The sequence below is a fragment of the Algoriphagus sp. genome (assembly GCF_030694375.1).
In the GTDB taxonomy this organism is placed as follows: Bacteria; Bacteroidota; Bacteroidia; order Cytophagales; family Cyclobacteriaceae; genus Algoriphagus.
Genome location: NZ_JAUXYL010000046.1, coordinates 191,351 through 207,698, shown reverse-complemented (window position 1 = coordinate 207,698; position 16,348 = coordinate 191,351). Strand labels below are relative to the sequence as shown.

The 16,348-nt window shown below is 43.7% G+C and carries 13 protein-coding genes and 1 pseudogene; 10 read left to right on the top strand and 4 right to left on the bottom strand.

Features of this window, described 5'->3' with window-relative positions; genetic code table 11:
* Nucleotides 1-56: 56 nt before the first annotated feature.
* Nucleotides 57-1,586 (top strand): cryptochrome/photolyase family protein, encoded by a 1,530-nt coding sequence (locus Q8M62_RS19625; RefSeq protein ID WP_304900401.1) that lies wholly within the window; start codon nucleotides 57-59, stop codon nucleotides 1,584-1,586.
* Between the two features lie 273 nt (nucleotides 1,587-1,859).
* Here Q8M62_RS19625 and Q8M62_RS19620 read toward each other — a convergent pair whose 3' ends face one another.
* The 4 genes from Q8M62_RS19620 to Q8M62_RS19605 form a co-directional block, all read right to left on the bottom strand.
* Nucleotides 1,860-3,152, bottom strand: coding sequence for an outer membrane beta-barrel protein (locus Q8M62_RS19620; RefSeq protein ID WP_304900400.1), 1,293 nt, complete (start codon nucleotides 3,150-3,152; stop codon nucleotides 1,860-1,862).
* A 722-nt stretch (nucleotides 3,153-3,874) separates the two neighbouring features.
* Complete coding sequence (locus Q8M62_RS19615; RefSeq protein ID WP_304900399.1) at nucleotides 3,875-4,225, bottom strand: hypothetical protein; 351 nt, start codon at nucleotides 4,223-4,225, stop codon at nucleotides 3,875-3,877.
* Between the two features lie 139 nt (nucleotides 4,226-4,364).
* Complete coding sequence (locus tag Q8M62_RS19610) at nucleotides 4,365-5,063, bottom strand: hypothetical protein (RefSeq protein WP_304900398.1); 699 nt, start codon at nucleotides 5,061-5,063, stop codon at nucleotides 4,365-4,367.
* 24 nt (nucleotides 5,064-5,087) lie between these two features.
* Nucleotides 5,088-6,191: a hypothetical protein gene (locus Q8M62_RS19605; RefSeq protein ID WP_304900397.1), complete on the bottom strand. Its 1,104-nt coding sequence runs from the start codon at nucleotides 6,189-6,191 to the stop codon at nucleotides 5,088-5,090.
* Nucleotides 6,192-6,375: 184 nt separating this feature from the next.
* Here Q8M62_RS19605 and Q8M62_RS19600 point away from each other — a divergent pair, with 184 nt between their 5' ends.
* From Q8M62_RS19600 to Q8M62_RS19560, 9 genes and pseudogenes are all read left to right on the top strand, one after another.
* Nucleotides 6,376-7,617, top strand: a complete 1,242-nt coding sequence (locus Q8M62_RS19600; protein ID WP_304900396.1) for a M20/M25/M40 family metallo-hydrolase — start codon at nucleotides 6,376-6,378, stop codon at nucleotides 7,615-7,617.
* Nucleotides 7,618-7,799: 182 nt separating this feature from the next.
* Nucleotides 7,800-9,959, top strand: a complete 2,160-nt coding sequence (locus tag Q8M62_RS19595) for a TonB-dependent receptor (protein WP_304900395.1) — start codon at nucleotides 7,800-7,802, stop codon at nucleotides 9,957-9,959.
* Between the two features lie 5 nt (nucleotides 9,960-9,964).
* The gene (locus Q8M62_RS19590; RefSeq protein ID WP_304900394.1) at nucleotides 9,965-10,609 is read left to right on the top strand and encodes a hypothetical protein; all 645 of its coding nucleotides are present in this window, start codon (nucleotides 9,965-9,967) and stop codon (nucleotides 10,607-10,609) included.
* Nucleotides 10,610-10,871: 262 nt separating this feature from the next.
* A complete protein-coding gene (locus Q8M62_RS19585) occupies nucleotides 10,872-11,948 on the top strand; it encodes a sensor histidine kinase (RefSeq protein ID WP_304900393.1) in 1,077 nt (358 codons plus the stop codon).
* Nucleotides 11,945-12,697, top strand: coding sequence for a LytTR family DNA-binding domain-containing protein (locus tag Q8M62_RS19580; protein WP_304900392.1), 753 nt, complete (start codon nucleotides 11,945-11,947; stop codon nucleotides 12,695-12,697). Before Q8M62_RS19585 ends, Q8M62_RS19580 begins: the two co-directional genes overlap by 4 nt.
* A 73-nt stretch (nucleotides 12,698-12,770) precedes the next feature.
* Nucleotides 12,771-13,013, top strand: coding sequence for a hypothetical protein (locus tag Q8M62_RS19575; RefSeq protein WP_304900391.1), 243 nt, complete (start codon nucleotides 12,771-12,773; stop codon nucleotides 13,011-13,013).
* A gap of 12 nt (nucleotides 13,014-13,025) precedes the next feature.
* Nucleotides 13,026-13,583, top strand: a pseudogene (locus tag Q8M62_RS19570) (DUF4349 domain-containing protein); the annotation flags it as partial.
* Nucleotides 13,584-13,917: 334 nt separating this feature from the next.
* Nucleotides 13,918-15,435 carry an amidase family protein gene (locus Q8M62_RS19565; protein WP_304900390.1) on the top strand — a complete coding sequence of 506 codons (1,518 nt, stop codon included), beginning with the start codon at nucleotides 13,918-13,920 and terminating at the stop codon, nucleotides 15,433-15,435.
* 10 nt (nucleotides 15,436-15,445) lie between these two features.
* Entirely contained in the window at nucleotides 15,446-16,342 is an 897-nt protein-coding gene (locus Q8M62_RS19560) for a cation diffusion facilitator family transporter (protein WP_304900389.1), read from the top strand.
* Nucleotides 16,343-16,348 lie beyond the last annotated feature (6 nt).

Below are 16,348 nucleotides of genomic sequence, written 5' to 3'. Positions count from 1 at the left end.
TTTTTCATGAACAATGGGTTACGAAAAGGGCTTTACTTTGGTAAAGTCCTTTTTTTATGGCCAAAACTCTTCGTCTGATCCTCGGTGATCAACTCAACATTCAGCATTCTTGGTATCAGGAAGTAGACGATTCTGTCAGGTACCTGATGATGGAAATGCGGCAGGAGACTGATTATGTCACGCATCACATTCAGAAGATTGTTGGATTTTTCCTATCCATGAGGACTTTTGCTCAAGCGTTGACAGAAGCTGGTCATCAGGTGATTTATCTCAACTTGGATGATCCCGAAAATCAACAAAACCTCAAAGAACAGCTGAATTTCTTGATCTCCAAAGAAGGTTTTGAGCGCTTTGAATATCAACTACCTGATGAATATCGACTGGATAAGATTCTGAAAGACATTTGCGAAAAACTTCCCATCCCTTCAGCTTCTTTCGATACTGAGCATTTTCTGACCACCCGAGATTTTCTGAAGGATTTTTTCAAGGGGAAAAAAACCTACCTCATGGAGACCTTTTACCGGGAAATGAGAAAAAAATACAACATCCTAATGGATGACAAAGAACCATTGACGGGACAATGGAACTACGACCATGACAACCGAGCATCCCTAAAAGACAAAAAACTGCTTCAAAAAGCTTTGATCCGGCCAAAGAAAGTAAGCGAGATAGTAGAACTACTGGAAAAATCCGGAGTGAAGACCATCGGAAAGATTGATGCAGAAAATTATCCTTGGCCTGTCTCTCGCGCTGAAAGTCTCGAAATTCTGGAATATTTCTGCGAAAATCTCCTGATGCACTTTGGCGCTTACCAGGACGCATTGACCACTTGGGACCCATACCTTTTCCACTCTCGATTGAGTTTTTCGATGAATACCAAAATGATCTCTCCCCTTGAGGTCGTACAGACTGTAGAGAAATATTGGTATCAGCATCAAAACACGATCTCCATCGCTCAGGTGGAAGGGTTTATCCGGCAGATCATTGGATGGCGTGAATACATGAGAGGAATCTATTGGGCAAAAATGCCGGAGTTTTCAGGAATGAATTTCTTTGGTCATGATAACAAGCTGCCGGATTGGTTTTGGACCGGAAATACTAAAATGAATTGCTTGAAGCAATCCATTGGCCAGTCATTGGATTTGGCCTATGCGCATCATATCCAACGCTTGATGGTCACCGGTAACTTTGCCTTGCTGGCAGGAATCCATCCTGATGAGGTCGATCAATGGTACCTCGGGATCTACATCGACGCGATCGAATGGGTCGAAATCACCAATACACGCGGCATGAGCCAATTTGCAGACGGGGGAATCGTCGGCACCAAACCCTACGTCTCCTCAGCCAATTACATCAAAAAACAGGGGAATTACTGCTCCGGCTGTGCATACGATTCCAACAAAAAGGCAGGACAAGGGGCCTGCCCTTTCAATAGTCTGTATTGGCACTTTTACGACCGAAATCGTGATAAACTGGAGAAAAATCCGCGAATCGGAATGGCTTACCGGACTTGGGATAAGATGAAGAACCAAAAGGAACTTATCGATCAAGCAGAACAATATCTTGGTCAACTTGATCAACTCTAAATCCAAAGTTTGCTCTAGAGGTAAATAAAAATATTAAATGAGTATCCGCAATCTTTCACGTACTATTAAAAGTGTGGGTTTGAAGCTTAATTTGAGGAGATTCCCCCTTTCAAAGGGGGCTAGGGGGATTTTTTCCTCAGGTTAGTTAGTGAAATTCCTACAACGTGCAACATTCCGTAGAGTCATAAAATATTAAAACCAATCAGAATTTTGCAATTTGAAGGCAAAAATGCAGGCTTGGACAGCATTCTCCAAACCTGCATAATTCCTGATTTAAAACCAACCCACCAAACTAAATGACAAAGTGTTCTGCTTATCAGTATTGGTAATAAACGGATTTTTTTCGTTTCCGGAACTTTGTAATTCCCCTTCGAAAAACCAGTTTTGGGTTCCATAGTCATATCGATGCTCCAGTCGCAACATCAAATGATTGGGAACTAACGTGTGAGAGTAAGTAGTAGTAAAGCCATACAATCCCGCTTCGTTATTCTCATTAAAAGTTTCCAGAAAATTAGATGAGTGTCCTCTGGCAACTTTCTCGAGAAGATGCTCATAACGAAACGCCACGTAGTTTTTCTGGCTGGTTTGATACTTGAGATAAAGGGCAGAAATTAAAAACTTATTTGTTCCAAGTGCTGAGGTTTCAGCACCAGGAAGAACTTGAGCCATAATGACAATATTCTTAGTAAGATTGAATCTTGTGTGGAAATCAAATATATGTCTCCAGGTATTCTCGATCTGATAATCTCTTGGTCTTTCATTTCCCCCCATATACAAAGCGCTGAAATGCACTTTGGGATTAGGTGTCCATAGGTATGAAAAACTCATCGTTTTGCTATTGTTATTGTCCGTGACCATATTCTGACCATTGATCAGGTAGAATGAATAGGTGCTTTTTGGAGTTGGACTGTACAAAAGTCTAATCCCACTATGATAATCCGGGACATGTATGAAGGCATTACTTCTGGAAAAATTCCAGTTTTCTCTATAGTCCTTTTTATGAATTGCCGGATTTGTACTGCTGGATTCCCAACTTTGAAAACTCGGTAATCCTTCGATTCCAATCGGTGTAGCCATGATTCCCATTTGAAGAGAAAGTCCCTTTACCTTTTCGAAGTCATAATTAACAACAGCCTCCTGAATCAAGTTCCAAGTAGAACTGTTCAATGAGGGAATTTGATAGCTGGCGGAAGTTGTTGGCTCCTGCTTGTAAAACTGACTAGGTGTCATACCCACGTTGATGGCTAAACGCATGCTGAAATTATTGTACTTAGCATCCGTTGCCAACACGAAGTTGCCGACCGTAAGCGAGTTATTGATAAAATCAAAACCTCTCAACGCGTTGAGGTTATTGGACGGCTTGTTGAAATTATGGGAATAGAACGTTTCCAGGTATCCGCCGAAAGTAAGAATGAGTTCGTCTCGGACTTGGTGAGGATTTATGCCTTCAGAGTTAGATTTTACTTCCTGATGCTCCTCGGTAATGTCATGGGTTTCATTTTCTTGAGAAAATGCAACAGTGATATGGGTCAGCCATAGCATGGCCAACAGAATGTATGATTTCATTTTTAAGGTATAAATCCCTGTTTAGAGTTGAATAAAAAAGATCACTTCGAAGGCATTGAAAGCCTTCAAATCCAGGTGGAATGATCTCTGATTAATTTAGAAAAGAGTAATCAGGGAGCGGATTACCAAAAATAATGAAAGGGGAAAATTATAACAGATGAAGAAAGGTTGATCGGGTGGTTTTCCGACAAGTAAATAATCTGAAGAACTTTGGATTCAAAAATCAGATTTATTTGTGGGGCAAACCCTACAAATCCATTTAACAAATCCCTAACAACAGAACCTGGTGATAGGTTGGATCCAATTCTAAAGGACTCACAAAAAATCTCTCCAAGTTCACCAATCGTCGTGTTGTACTCGATGGGTGGTGAAAGTTTTTGATACGACAGATCGTTAACTTGGGAAGCAAACAGCGGTGCAAAACAACAAAAGACTGCCGTCCAAGTGGCTCTAATTACCTGCTTATAAAAACTGTTTTTCACATGTCAAATCTACGCATCATTTATGCGATTATTTCTAATGAGCAGAATCATTTTTTCCAAAAAATGTAATCAAAAGAACTTTCTATTGAATAAATATGACAATCCTGCCATCCGAGAATCCTTCAACCTTCACGAATTGCACGTATGAGTCCTTTCAAACTTTTATTTAGCATGAGAACAATAAATTTGTATTAATCAGCTTTCCGCTGATCCAACACCACTCTCGATTTTGGTAATGCATCAGGATAATTTTTCTGGATGAAATCGATCATTTTTTCCCGCACATGTACACGCAAATCCCAAGCTGTCGGGGAGTTCTTGGCGGAAACCAAAATTCGTAGTGTAAATTTTCCTTGCCTTGAGATTATCTTCTTTCAATATATCATATTGCTTGAGCAGGTTTTCCTTTAGTATTCGGGTCAGCCCAAGCAAACACCAAGTGAGTCCCAGGATAATTAAAATAGTATTGACCTTGGGCAAATAAGCCAAGAACCCTTCCCATTCCTTCGCCTTTTCTTGGACAAAAAACTTCGAAAAGGCTAGGCTTAGGGTAATCAGAAGTGGGATGGAAAGCTGAGAATAAATATTCATGAGCAAAGAAAAATTGTTTGAGACAATTTTAAAGTAGCAAAGGAGAACTGTTGAAACAAAAAAAACCGCTTAAAAAGCGGTGTTTGTGAGGTGATTTTTTCGTCCGAGTCCTTTTTACCCAATTGGAAAAAACACACTTCTATTTCAAATCTTCATCCCAGAATATCTCCTTCAATCGGTAAACAAACCGCATTTTAGGAAATGCCTCGGAGGTTGTTATCCGCTCTATGATAAGTTGATCCCTTAATTGAGGCCCTGCTCCCAGATTGATTTTTACCGGCAATTTGATTTCGTTTGTCACCAAAAGGTAATGAGTGCTTTTCCCCATTTCAGGGTCAAATTCAGTCTCTATAATTTTATAAATGTCGAGATTGAGATACCTAGAAACTTCATCTTTAAAAACGGCATCACTGCTTTTCGTTCTTTCGGGGATAGCGACAAAATTGCGTTTCAAGATTTTTCGGTATTGGTCGTATTCTTCTGCCAAATGGGAGTCTTTTCGATATCGATAGCTATTTCCCGCATGCTGACCGTTCCATTGGGAATATACCCAAACCTCGGTTGGATAAATTTCATAGACCACCTCACTTTTGGATTCGTCTGCCTGCTTCTTCCAGAAATCATCCGATGAAAGAATCTTGAAAGCTGCGGAATCCATGGTTTTTGTGTCAAAAGAAGCCTTTAATATCGAGTCCAATCTCGACGATTGGGAGGAATGTGCTTGCTCTAGCACTTCAACATAGCTCTCATAAATCAGTTTTCTAGGAATCTCTCTTTCTTGAGCAAATCCTTTCAAGGAAAAAATCAATACCAGTAGAGTTATTCCAATTTTGCGCATATGATTGTGTTAATATCTGATCTATTAATCCCCAATCCACTCTGCGACAAACAGATTCGTATCGCGAGTTCCTCCATTGTTTCGATTGGAAGAGAAAACGAGGTATTTTCCATCATTGGAGAAAACGGGGAACGCATCAAACGTGCCGTCATGCGTGATCCGAGTCAGGCCAGTACCGTCCAGATTGATCATGAAGAGGTTGAATGGGTAACCACGCTCGGTCAGATGATTCGACGCGAAAATGAGTTTTTCGCCCGAAGGATGAAAGAATGGTGCCCAGTTCGCTTTGCCCAAACTTGTGATTTTCTTGACATTGGTACCATCCACATTGGCCACATACAATTCCATATCGGTTGGCTTGACCAATCCATCTTTAAGTAAGTCCCGGTATTCTTTGACTTCCTCAGGAGTCTGAGGCCGGGAAGCTCTCCACACGATTTTGCTACCATCCGGCGAGAAAAAAGCTCCCCCGTCATAGCCTAGGTCAGAGGTGATCTGTTTCACTTCCGTTCCGTCAATATTCATGGTATAAAGCTCCAAGTCGCCGGTTCGAATGGAAGTAAAGACGATTTTATCTCCACGAGGAGAAACTGTCGCCTCTGCATCATAGCCCGGTTCATTCGTCAGCTGAGAGAGAATATTCCCTTCCAAATCGGCAGTAAAGATGTCAAAGCTGTCGTAAATCGGCCAAACGTATTTGCCATCTGCTCTTCGCTCCGGAACAGGTGGACAGGCAGGATCTACCAAATGTGTCGAAGCATAGACAAAAGTGTTATTCCCCGGTAAGAAATAGGCACAAGTCGTCCGTCCCAGTCCAGTACTGATTCGCTTCGGTTGAGACGCCGAAAGATCGTCTTCTCGCCAGTTGAGGTAAAACATCTGATCACATTCATTGCCCCAGTCTGCATAGTCCGACTGAAATACCAGCATTGAATCATCGAAGGACCAGTACGCCTCAGCGTTATTTCCACCAAAGGTCAACTGCTTGATATTTTTAAGATATTTCATTTCCTCAGGGTGAAGTAATAGGGAATCTGGAGGGGAATGTTGTTCAGGTTCTACAGCTGTTTCTGTTTTGGGACTACAGGCAATCGCCAAAAGGAGGATTGAAAAAAGGATATGTCTCATTATTTTGGTGAAATTAAAAGAATCAAAGATCGAAGATACCAATTATTACCTTTGGACTAAATCCGATAAAATATGAAATCGAGCTGCCTGAGGCAGACAGGCATGACCCAAAGGACCACACAGAGGGGTGATTATCTGTCATGCGAAGATTCCATATAGCCGCTAAAAAAAGAATTATAATCATATGAAAAATTATCTTTTGAAATCAAGCTATATCCTTGCTTCCCTGCTTTTATTCACTGCCTGCGATGGGCCGCCAACGGACGAAAAACTTTTTGCATCGCTTCAGAAAGATGTGATTTTCTTGGCTTCCGATGAGCTGGGAGGGAGGGCTATAGGTACAGAAGGGGAAGTAAAAGCCGCTGAGTATCTGGCAAAAGAATTTAAAAAAATCGGACTTCTCCCCAAAGGTACAGATGGGTTTTTCCAGCCATTTACAGTTTCCAAACCCTCAAATCCACATGAAGAGGCTGTAATCGGAACCGATGGAGCAGGAATTACCGGCCGGAATGTGGTCGGATTTTTGGATAAAAAGGCAGATAAAACCATCGTGATCGGGGCACATTTTGACCATTTAGGTTTGGGAGGCTCAGGCTCACTGCACCGAGGCGATTCTGCCATTCATAATGGAGCGGACGACAACGCCTCCGGCACAGCTGCATTATTGGCTTTGGCAAAAATTCTCAAGCATGAGGAATTAAGCAGCAATGTACTTTTCATCGCTTTCTCAGGAGAGGAAAACGGGCTTTGGGGATCTAATTATTTTGTCAAAAACCCAACAATTGACCTAGCCAGTGTGAATTATATGATTAACATGGACATGGTAGGTCGATTGAATGAGGAAAAATCTCTTGCTGTGTATGGCATTGGAACAAGCCCAAGTTTTCCATCTATTCTGGATCCAATTAATTCTGACAGCTTGAAAATTGTCACTACTGAATCCGGAGTAGGACCTTCAGATCACACGTCATTTTACCTTCAGGGTTTGCCGGTATTGCATTTTTTCACCGGACAGCATGAAGATTATCATAAGCCATCGGACGATTCTGACAAGATCAATTATGAGGGATTGGTGAAAGTGGTCCGTTACATCTCCAGAGTCATAGATCAACTGGATTCTGAACCTAAACTCGCTTTCACCAAAACCAAAGATTCCAGCGATTCTCCACGATTCACAGTGTCGATGGGTGTAGTTCCCGATTACATGTATGACGGAAAAGGAATGCGAGTGGATGGCGTATCTGAAGGAAAACCGGCGCAAGCCGCCGGACTCCAAAAAGGAGATATCGTCGTTCAGTTGGGCGACTCCACGATCTATGACATGATGAGCTATATGCGTGCGCTAAGCGCATTTCAAAAAGGAGATTCGACCAAAGTAGTGATCGAAAGAAGTGGACAGAAAGTAGAGGCGTTGGTGAAGTTTTGAATTTTCTTGCATTCATTAATTTATTAAAAATGCCTTTGGATCAAATCCAAGGGCATTTTTAATAAGTGTATGTCAATTCATTCACTACCTGATGAAGTTCAGTCACGGATTTTGACGCTTCAGTCAGCTTTAGTTTTTTGAACGGATAAAGCCCTTCAATTTTGGTTCATATCTGAATCAAAATGAACACACGACTTCTTCTTTTAACTTACTTTTTCCTCAGCCAAACATTCGCTTTTAGCCAAACGATTATCTCTGGAAGAATCCTTGACGAAAAAGGAAAAGCTCTCCCTGGTGCCAATGTTTTTATCAAAGGGAGTTTTGACGGCACAAGCAGTGATGCCTCAGGTGCTTTTTCTTTTGAAAGCAGCGAATCAGGCGATCAACTCTTGGTCGTAAGCATGATGGGTTTCAAGTCACAAGAATTTCCTATCACCCTTTCCCAATCCAAGATTGAAATACCATCCATTAAATTAATTGAGGAATTCAATGAAATGAATACTGTCACGATATCAGCCGGAGCCATGGAAGCCTCGGATGAGAAAAAATCCGTCATCCTTCGCCCGATCGATATCGTCACCACCCCTTCTGCCATGGGTGATATTGTGGGAGCTTTTCAAACTTTACCTGGCACCTCCACCGTCGGAAATGACGGCCGCCTCTTCGTTCGTGGTGGTGATGCAAGCGAAGTAGGCATCTACATTGAGGGGATGCGTGTAGGAAATGCCTATGGTACCACCGCCGGAAATGTGCCTACCCGCACCCGATTCAACCCAAATCTGTTCAAGGGCACTTTCTTCTCCACGGGTGGATATTCTGCGGAATACGGTCAGGCACTTTCCTCCACTCTGGCACTGAACACCAAAGATCTGGCAAAACGAAGCCAAGGCGATCTGTCCATCATGTCAGTCGGTGGGGGGTATTCCCACACCTTGGCCAATGAAAAAAGAAGCATTAGCATCAGTGGAAATATCTTTGATCTGAAACCCTATCAGGCTTTGATCAAACAAAATTTTGACTGGGAAAGAGCTCCGTTTGGTCGAGACATCGAACTTGCCGCCCAGCAAAAAACGTCCAAAGGCGGTCTTTGGAAAGTACTGGCCCGCACCGAATCCGGAGGAATGCAACTCTGGCAGCCGCAGCCGGGTATGCCCGATCGGGGATTGCTGATCGACCTGAAAAATACCTATTCCTATGCTCAAACTAACTGGAGAAAGGGCTTTGAAAACGGTTGGTCGCTCTTCGGTGGAATTTCTTTCTCCCAAAACAAGGACATCCTTAACCTGGGAGGTTTAGACTTGGAGCGAAAAAATCAACTCAGCCATGCCAAATGGACTGCTGGATATGATTTCTCGGATCGCCTTGCGGTGAAAAACGGCGTCGAATACTTCCGAAATGACTATTCCGAAGTCCTGACTCAGGAAAGTCTCGAGCGTAGCATTGGCGAAAATCAGGGTTTCCTTTTTACCGAATGGGATTGGTATCTCAGCCGAAAATTGGTCCTTCGATCCGGGCTTCGGGCTGGAATTTCTTCCCTTGCAGATGAAAAATGGCTCGATCCGCGCACTTCTTTGGCCTACAAAATCTCCAAAAACGGCACCCTCTCTTTTGCCACAGGCCGCTTTCATCAATTGCCTGAAGAACGCTTCAGAGTCCTGGCTCCAAACTTGAAAAATACCGAGTCGCGGCATTTGATTCTGAACTACCTCTACCAAAAAGACGGCAAGACCTTTCGGGCCGAGGCTTTCCACAAGTCCTATGATCACTTGGTTAGATTTGAAGGAATTCATCAAAACCCACGAAATGTCCGAAACGAGGGAGATGGTTTTGCCCGAGGTTTTGATGTGTTTTTCCGGGATCGGGAAAGCCTAAAAAATACAGACTACTGGATCACTTACAGTTTTGTGGACAGCAAGCGGAGTTATTTCCAATACATCGGACAGGTGCAGCCTGACTTTGCACCCAAACACAACCTGAGCGTGGTGGTCAAGCACTTTGTCCCAAGCCTGAAATCACAACTCGGCCTGTCTTGGTCCTTCAATGACGGCCTGGCTTACACCGACCCGAATCTCACAGGAGAGATGAATTCCAAAACAGGGACGTTCCAAAACCTCAGCCTAAGCTGGAGTTATTTGCCTCGGCCCAACCTAATCATCCATGGAGCGCTCACCAATGTGACTGGGCATCAAAACATATTTGGGTATCAGTATGCACAGAATCCAAACGAACAGGGACGGTTTGAATCCCTTCCTCTAGGTCAGGGGGCACCTCGCTTCCTTTTCCTTGGGATCTTCTTTACCATTTCCAAAGACAAAAACGCAAATAATCTAAACAACCTCTAATACTTATGAAAAAGTCCCTATTTACTCTCGCTATGGCTTTTGCCTTCGTTTTCGCTGCTTTTGCAAATGATCCAGCTTACGAAAACGCCATGAAAAAGCAGATCTCCTCGATGAATACCATCCAATCCTCAGAACAATCTCAGACGGTGGCCAATGGGTTTATCCGAATTGCAGAAGCAAAATCCGAAGAATGGCTCCCGCTTTACTACGCAGCTTACATTAAGGCCACGGCCGCATTTCGATTCGAGGTCAACAAAGACCAATACTTTGATCAAGCTATGGAGTTGGTGAACAAAGCCGAAAAAATCGCACCCAACAATTCCGAAATAACGGCTTTGAAAGGCTTTGTAATCATGGGGAAACTTTCCGTCGATCCCATGAGCCGGGGTCAGGAAATGAGTCCCTTGGCCATGCAAATTTTTGGAAAAGCAATTGCCTTGGATAAGGAAAATCCACGTGCTACGACACTGATGGCTCAGATGGAATTGGGAATGTCACAGTTTTTCGGAAGTGGGCCTGAAAAGGCTTGTGGATTGGCAAGGGTTGGACTGGAGCTTTTTGCAAAAGAAGAAGCAAAGGTCGATGACAATTATTTACTTCCAACTTGGGGAAAAAGAGAAGCTGAGCAGGTTGCCAATGCCTGCAAGTAATGTGCGCTTTGAAAAACTAAACCAACAAATCCTCCACCAAAGTTGCTCTTGGTGGAGGTTGAAATTCCGAAACTTGTACTGAGCTTGTCAAAATATCCGAAATAGGATGGAAGCTCCATTGAGTGTGCACTCAGTGGAATCCTGAAGATCTCAAATTGATCCATTCACTTTCTGGTAAGAATTACACCTAATCCAAAACTTGTCTTCTTCACCACAAAACTTCTGAAATCCGAACTTTATTCCCTTTTTCCTAACTTCCGACATGATCCAAGCCGAGACACCAACAGACTGCAAAGACGACAAAGGAATCTGGCGTGACCTTCGTAAATTCCTACTTGTCAACTTGGCGATTGCCCTGTCTTTGCAGGTGATTTTTTGCCCGATTTGCTTTTTGAGTCTGAAGGATTTGAAGGGACTTCTGCCTGATTTTATCTTTTCCTTTTGCGTGTCTATGGCACTGAGTTTTGGGGGCAGCAGGGTGGAGGAATATTGGGATGTTCGGATTTCATGGGTTCACGAACCTGTAAAGCGGCTTTTGGCGACTGTCTCTACTTATATGGTCTATGCGTTTATGGTCAGCTTTGTCATCGTGTTTTGTTATGCATGGATCGAATGGAGGTTTCCCTCAGACCAAATCCCATGGCGAGGAATTCTGAAGTTCACTCTTACGCCTATGACCATCGCACTGGTATTTATGGCGATTTTCACATCAAGGTCTTGGCTGATAGAATGGCGGAAATCCGCTATTGAAGCCGAACAACTCCGATCCGAAAAGCTAGCCAGCCAATACCAGAGCTTAAAAGACCAACTCAATCCGCATTTCCTCTTTAACTCGCTCAACGCCCTGTCCAACCTCGTCTATGAAGATGCGGACCGCTCAGCGGCTTTTATCCAAAAACTCAGCAAAATCTACCGCTACGTTCTCGATGTGCAGCAGGAGGAATTGGTCGAGCTTGACAGGGAACTTGACTTTGCTAGAAACTTCCTCGAGCTTCAGAAAATTCGATTTGAAGAGAATCTAAATTTCAAAGTGGATGTACCCGATTGCAAAGGTTGCTTTCTACCGCCCCTTTCCCTACAGCTTTTGCTGGAAAACGCCATCAAGCACAACATTGCATCCCAAGAAAATCCCCTGTTCATCTCCATTTTCCAAAAAGGGGATGAGCTTTGGGTAAGCAATACCTTTCAACCCAAAACCAGCCAAAATGAGCCTTCCACGGGTGTAGGTTTGGAAAATATCCGTTCCCGCTATCGAATTTTGAGTGATCAAATGCCTGAAATATTTCAGTCGGAACATGAATTTTTGGTTAAGCTTCCTCTTTTGAAAGTAAACTCATGAAGATTCTAATCATTGAAGACGAGAAGCCTGCCGCAACTCGATTGAGTAAGTTGCTGCAGGGACACTTTCCAACAGCCGTACTGATCGGAAATCTGGATACTGTCAGCAGAGCGGTTCATTGGTTTGCGGAAAACCCAACACCGGATCTGATTTTCTGTGATATCCAACTGGCCGACGGGATCAGCTTTGAGATTTTTGAACAGGTGAAAGTCACCACTCCGATCATATTTACCACGGCATTTGATCACTATGCGATCAAGGCATTTCAGGTTAATGCAATTGATTACCTACTCAAGCCCATAGATCCCAAAGACTTGGAACGGGCAGTTGAAAAATTCAATTCCCAGAAGATTCAGCCCCATCTGGATTTGGAACTGATCAAAATACTGATCCAACCTCAGGCAAAATCCTACAAAAGCCGGTTCATGGTGCGTTTTGGAGAAAAAATCCAAAGTGTTCCAGCCGAGGATATCGCTTTCTTCTTCAGTGAGGAGCGAGTGACTTTCCTCCAAACTCAGGCTGGTAAAAAATATGTGCTCGACTCTACCTTGGAGCAGATGGAAGCCCAAGTCAATCCCGCAGATTTCTTTCGCCTGAACCGAAAATACCTCAGCCATGTGGACACAATCGAGGAAGTCCTCACCTATTCCAACAGCCGATTGAAAGTCAAACTCCGAGGCTGTCCCGATTCGGATATTTTGGTCAGTCGGGAAAAAGTGGCTGAGTTTAAGGATTGGCTGGACCGCTAGGTGTTAAATTTCATTTCATAAGCAGCGAAAAATCAGATTCCTCCGTTTGACCTTTGACCCAAACCCTCTCACTATGAAGATTTTTCTGCTCAAACTTCCCATTCTCTTCGGCTTTATTGTAGCTGCCTGCGGAACTCAGGACACCGTTAATCTAGGCCTTGATTCCGGTGGATCGTACGAAAAAATAGCGGACATTCCTCCCACCGAGCAGCCCCTACCTGAAACGCAATTCACTGAGCGAAAAGTCGTCCGTGAGGGCGACATCTACTTCGAGTTCAAGGATATCAATGAAACCGACACTTTTCTCAAAAGTTAAGTCAATTCCGCCAAAGGCTTTATTTCCAACGAATCTTCCAATAGCTACGGCGAGCGAACAGAAAAGCGACTGACGATCAGAATACCAACTGACCAATTGGATCCCTTGCTGGAAAAAATCCAATCTCATGCAGTCCGCATCGAAAACACCAACATCCGCAGCGAAGATGTCACGGAGCAGTTTATCGATGTGGAGGCTCGGCTGAAAACCAAAAAGGAGCTGGAAATCCGATATACTGAATTGCTCAAGCAAGCCAAAAATGTCGAAGAGATTCTTGCCCTCGAGCGGGAGCTGGCCAATGTCCGAGGCGAAATCGAATCCATGCAGGGTCGGCTCAATTTCCTCAGTGATCGAGTAGCCTTGAGCACCCTGAATGTCTCCTTTTTTGTGGAAGGGGAGCGTGTTTTTGGTTTCCTAGGCAAAGCAAAAGATGGACTAAAAAACGGCTGGAAGAATTTACAGTGGTTCTTCATTTTTATCCTCAATCTTTGGCCATTCTTCCTGATTTTCGGAGCCTTGTTGATTTGGCTTTTGAGACGAAAGAAATCTCCTCCACCTCCGATGAGGTAAGGTATAGGCAAAGATGTAGAGGATCGCATTTTTTGAATTTTCGGATTAGAAACATAATCCCGAAGGGATGAAATAATTATAGCGGACATTTGGGAATGACGGTTCCAAAACCCAGAAGGGGTGATATTATTCTAACCATTCCAAAAAGATATTTTTTCCCAAATGAAATTTCAAATTTTTTCAAGAACCCAATTATTTGTTAGATAGATTTGAAAAGTACCTTGGCCTTTCACTACAATTCTTAACAGCGAACAAAAAGAATAACTTTCAGAACCGAAGAATTAAAAACGGGAATGCCGATAACGGAAAAGTCTAATCTTGAAATCAAACAAAAATGAAATCAATCTATGCCTTGCTTTTTCTGTGCCTTTTTTCTTTTTGCAAAAGTCCGCAGCCAAAACAAATCAACATCGACGAACTCACCATTTCAGAAATTCACCAAGCCTTCCAAAACGGAGATTTTTCAGCTGAAGATTTGGTAGAAGCCTATCTCAGTCGGATCGAGGCGCTGGATTCTTCGCTAAATTCCATCTCGGTCACTAATCCTGGAGCTTTGGCTAACGCCAAAAAACTTGACGCAGAGTTTTCCAAAACAGGGAAGCTACGCCCGCTTCATGGAATTCCTTTAATCGTTAAAGACAACATCAACACTTCCGGACTTACAACCACAGCGGGGGCTTTGGCTTTAGCCGATTTTTATCCAACATCGGATGCATTTATCATTCAAAAACTGGTAGATGCCGGAGCTATCATCCTTGCCAAGTCCAACATGGCCGAATGGGCCTTCAGTCCCATGCACTCGGAGAGTTCAACCCAAGGGACTACCCGAAATCCTTATAACCTGGATCATGTTCCTGCCGGATCAAGCGGAGGCACAGGAGCCTCCATCGCCGCCAACTTCGGGACCATCGGACTGGGAACTGATACGGGAAACTCCATCCGCGGGCCTTCTTCACACAATGCCTTGGTAGGTTTTCGGACTACTTTGGGCTTGGTGAGCCGGGAAGGAATCGTGCCGCTATACCTCCGGAATGATGTGGTCGGGCCGATGTGCCGCACGGTGGAAGATGCGACCAAGGTTTTGCAAGCCATCGCCGGAATTGACCTAAAAGATCCGATTACTCACTATTCCCAAGGAAAGACCACCACAAACTACACGCAATTCCTAAAAAAAGACGGAATGAAAGGAGCAAGAATCGGCGTGTTTAGAACCTTGAGTGAAAAGGATACAGATCCCGAGATTTCTGCGCTGTTCAACCAATCCCTGAAAGACATGGCTATGCTAGGTGCGGTGATCATTGACTCGGTGAAGGTAGAAAACTTTGATTCCCTCCGTAGAAATCAATGGTGTCCCGTTTTCCGTGCAGATTTGGAAAAGTTTTTGGCAGACTATGTCAAACGAGACACCATGAAAACGATTCGGGATGTTATTCGAGTCGGTACTACCTCGGAATATGCACGGAAAGGCTTGGAAAGTTTTGTCGATTCCTCCCTTCCCGAAAATCCCGAAATCAACTGTGGCGATGCCTTTACAGATTTGAAGCGAATTGCTTTTCGCGAAGCAATCGAAAAGGTCATGGATTCTCTAAAACTGGACGCCTTGGTTTATCCAAGTTGGAATAATAAGCCTGCACAGATTGATCGGTTTCAGGAAGAATACAAGGGTGATAATTCACAGCTTATCGCGCCGCATACGGGACAGCCGGCATTTACAGTTCCGATGGGATTTACTTCAGGAAATCTCCCTGCGGGACTTCAGTTTCTGGGGAAAATGTGGACTGAACCAACATTGATCCGCCTAGTCTACTCCTACGAACAAGGCACCAAACATCGCAAAGCTCCGGTATTTTAAAAGCTGATTTATGGCACACCATCATTCCCATGATTCCGGTAAAAATCTAAGGCTTGCCTTTTTTCTCAATCTGTCTTTTACCCTGATTGAGCTTGTTGGGGGATGGTATGTAAACAGTGTTGCGATTATTTCTGATGCGGTGCATGACTTGGGTGATTCAATTTCCTTGGGTACTTCCTGGTATCTGGACAAGCTTTCGAAAAAGAAAGCAACCGAATCCTATTCCTTTGGATATCGGCGATTCTCCCTTCTTGGAGCCTTGATCAATGCCATTGTTCTGATTTTGGGGTCAGTCTTTGTGATCCGGGAGGCTATTCTCCGGCTCCAAAGCCCGGAAATGTCAGATGCCAAAGGCATGTTTTATTTTGCGCTGCTGGGAGTGGCAGTCAACGGCTATGCGGCCTGGAAACTGAGTAAAGGAAAAACCCTGAATGAGCGGGTGATTACCTGGCACCTGATCGAAGACGTTTTGGGTTGGATTGCAGTGCTTATCGCTTCGATTATCCTACTTTTTTATCCAAATCCCTATCTGGATCCGGCCCTTTCGCTGCTTATTGCTGCTTTTATTCTCTGGAATGTCATCAAAAGACTTCGGGAGACTGTTTTTATTTTCTTGCAAGGTCAGCCTTTGGATGTGGACAAGTCAGCGATTGAAAAGGAAATCCGGGCAATCGTCCATGTGGACTCCACCCATCATACACACATTTGGTCTTTGGACGGGGAGCATCATGTGTTTACATCCCACGTTAAGCTAAAGCCGCTGCAATCCATGGAAGACATTCTCCATGTGAAGAATGAACTGAAACGGATCATGAAAAAATACCCATTTGAACATTACACCATCGAAACGGAATTTGAAGGAGAGGATTGTGTCTTGCTGCGGGAAGAGAAAAACGATCATTCCTGAAAGATT

What these genes read in the sequence shown, in the direction of transcription:
- Q8M62_RS19560 (WP_304900389.1), top strand. Translation starts at nt 15,446, where the DNA reads ATGGCACACCATCATTCCCATGATTCCGGTAAAAATCTAAGGCTTGCC.
- Q8M62_RS19595 (WP_304900395.1), top strand. Translation starts at nt 7,800, where the DNA reads ATGAACACACGACTTCTTCTTTTAACTTACTTTTTCCTCAGCCAAACA.
- Q8M62_RS19580 (WP_304900392.1), top strand. Translation starts at nt 11,945, where the DNA reads ATGAAGATTCTAATCATTGAAGACGAGAAGCCTGCCGCAACTCGATTG.
- Q8M62_RS19565 (WP_304900390.1), top strand. Translation starts at nt 13,918, where the DNA reads ATGAAATCAATCTATGCCTTGCTTTTTCTGTGCCTTTTTTCTTTTTGC.
- Q8M62_RS19600 (WP_304900396.1), top strand. Translation starts at nt 6,376, where the DNA reads ATGAAAAATTATCTTTTGAAATCAAGCTATATCCTTGCTTCCCTGCTT.
- Q8M62_RS19585 (WP_304900393.1), top strand. Translation starts at nt 10,872, where the DNA reads ATGATCCAAGCCGAGACACCAACAGACTGCAAAGACGACAAAGGAATC.
- Q8M62_RS19590 (WP_304900394.1), top strand. Translation starts at nt 9,965, where the DNA reads ATGAAAAAGTCCCTATTTACTCTCGCTATGGCTTTTGCCTTCGTTTTC.
- Q8M62_RS19605 (WP_304900397.1), bottom strand. Translation starts at nt 6,191, where the DNA reads ATGAGACATATCCTTTTTTCAATCCTCCTTTTGGCGATTGCCTGTAGT.
- Q8M62_RS19625 (WP_304900401.1), top strand. Translation starts at nt 57, where the DNA reads ATGGCCAAAACTCTTCGTCTGATCCTCGGTGATCAACTCAACATTCAG.
- Q8M62_RS19610 (WP_304900398.1), bottom strand. Translation starts at nt 5,063, where the DNA reads ATGCGCAAAATTGGAATAACTCTACTGGTATTGATTTTTTCCTTGAAA.
- Q8M62_RS19620 (WP_304900400.1), bottom strand. Translation starts at nt 3,152, where the DNA reads ATGAAATCATACATTCTGTTGGCCATGCTATGGCTGACCCATATCACT.
- Q8M62_RS19575 (WP_304900391.1), top strand. Translation starts at nt 12,771, where the DNA reads ATGAAGATTTTTCTGCTCAAACTTCCCATTCTCTTCGGCTTTATTGTA.
- Q8M62_RS19615 (WP_304900399.1), bottom strand. Translation starts at nt 4,225, where the DNA reads ATGAATATTTATTCTCAGCTTTCCATCCCACTTCTGATTACCCTAAGC.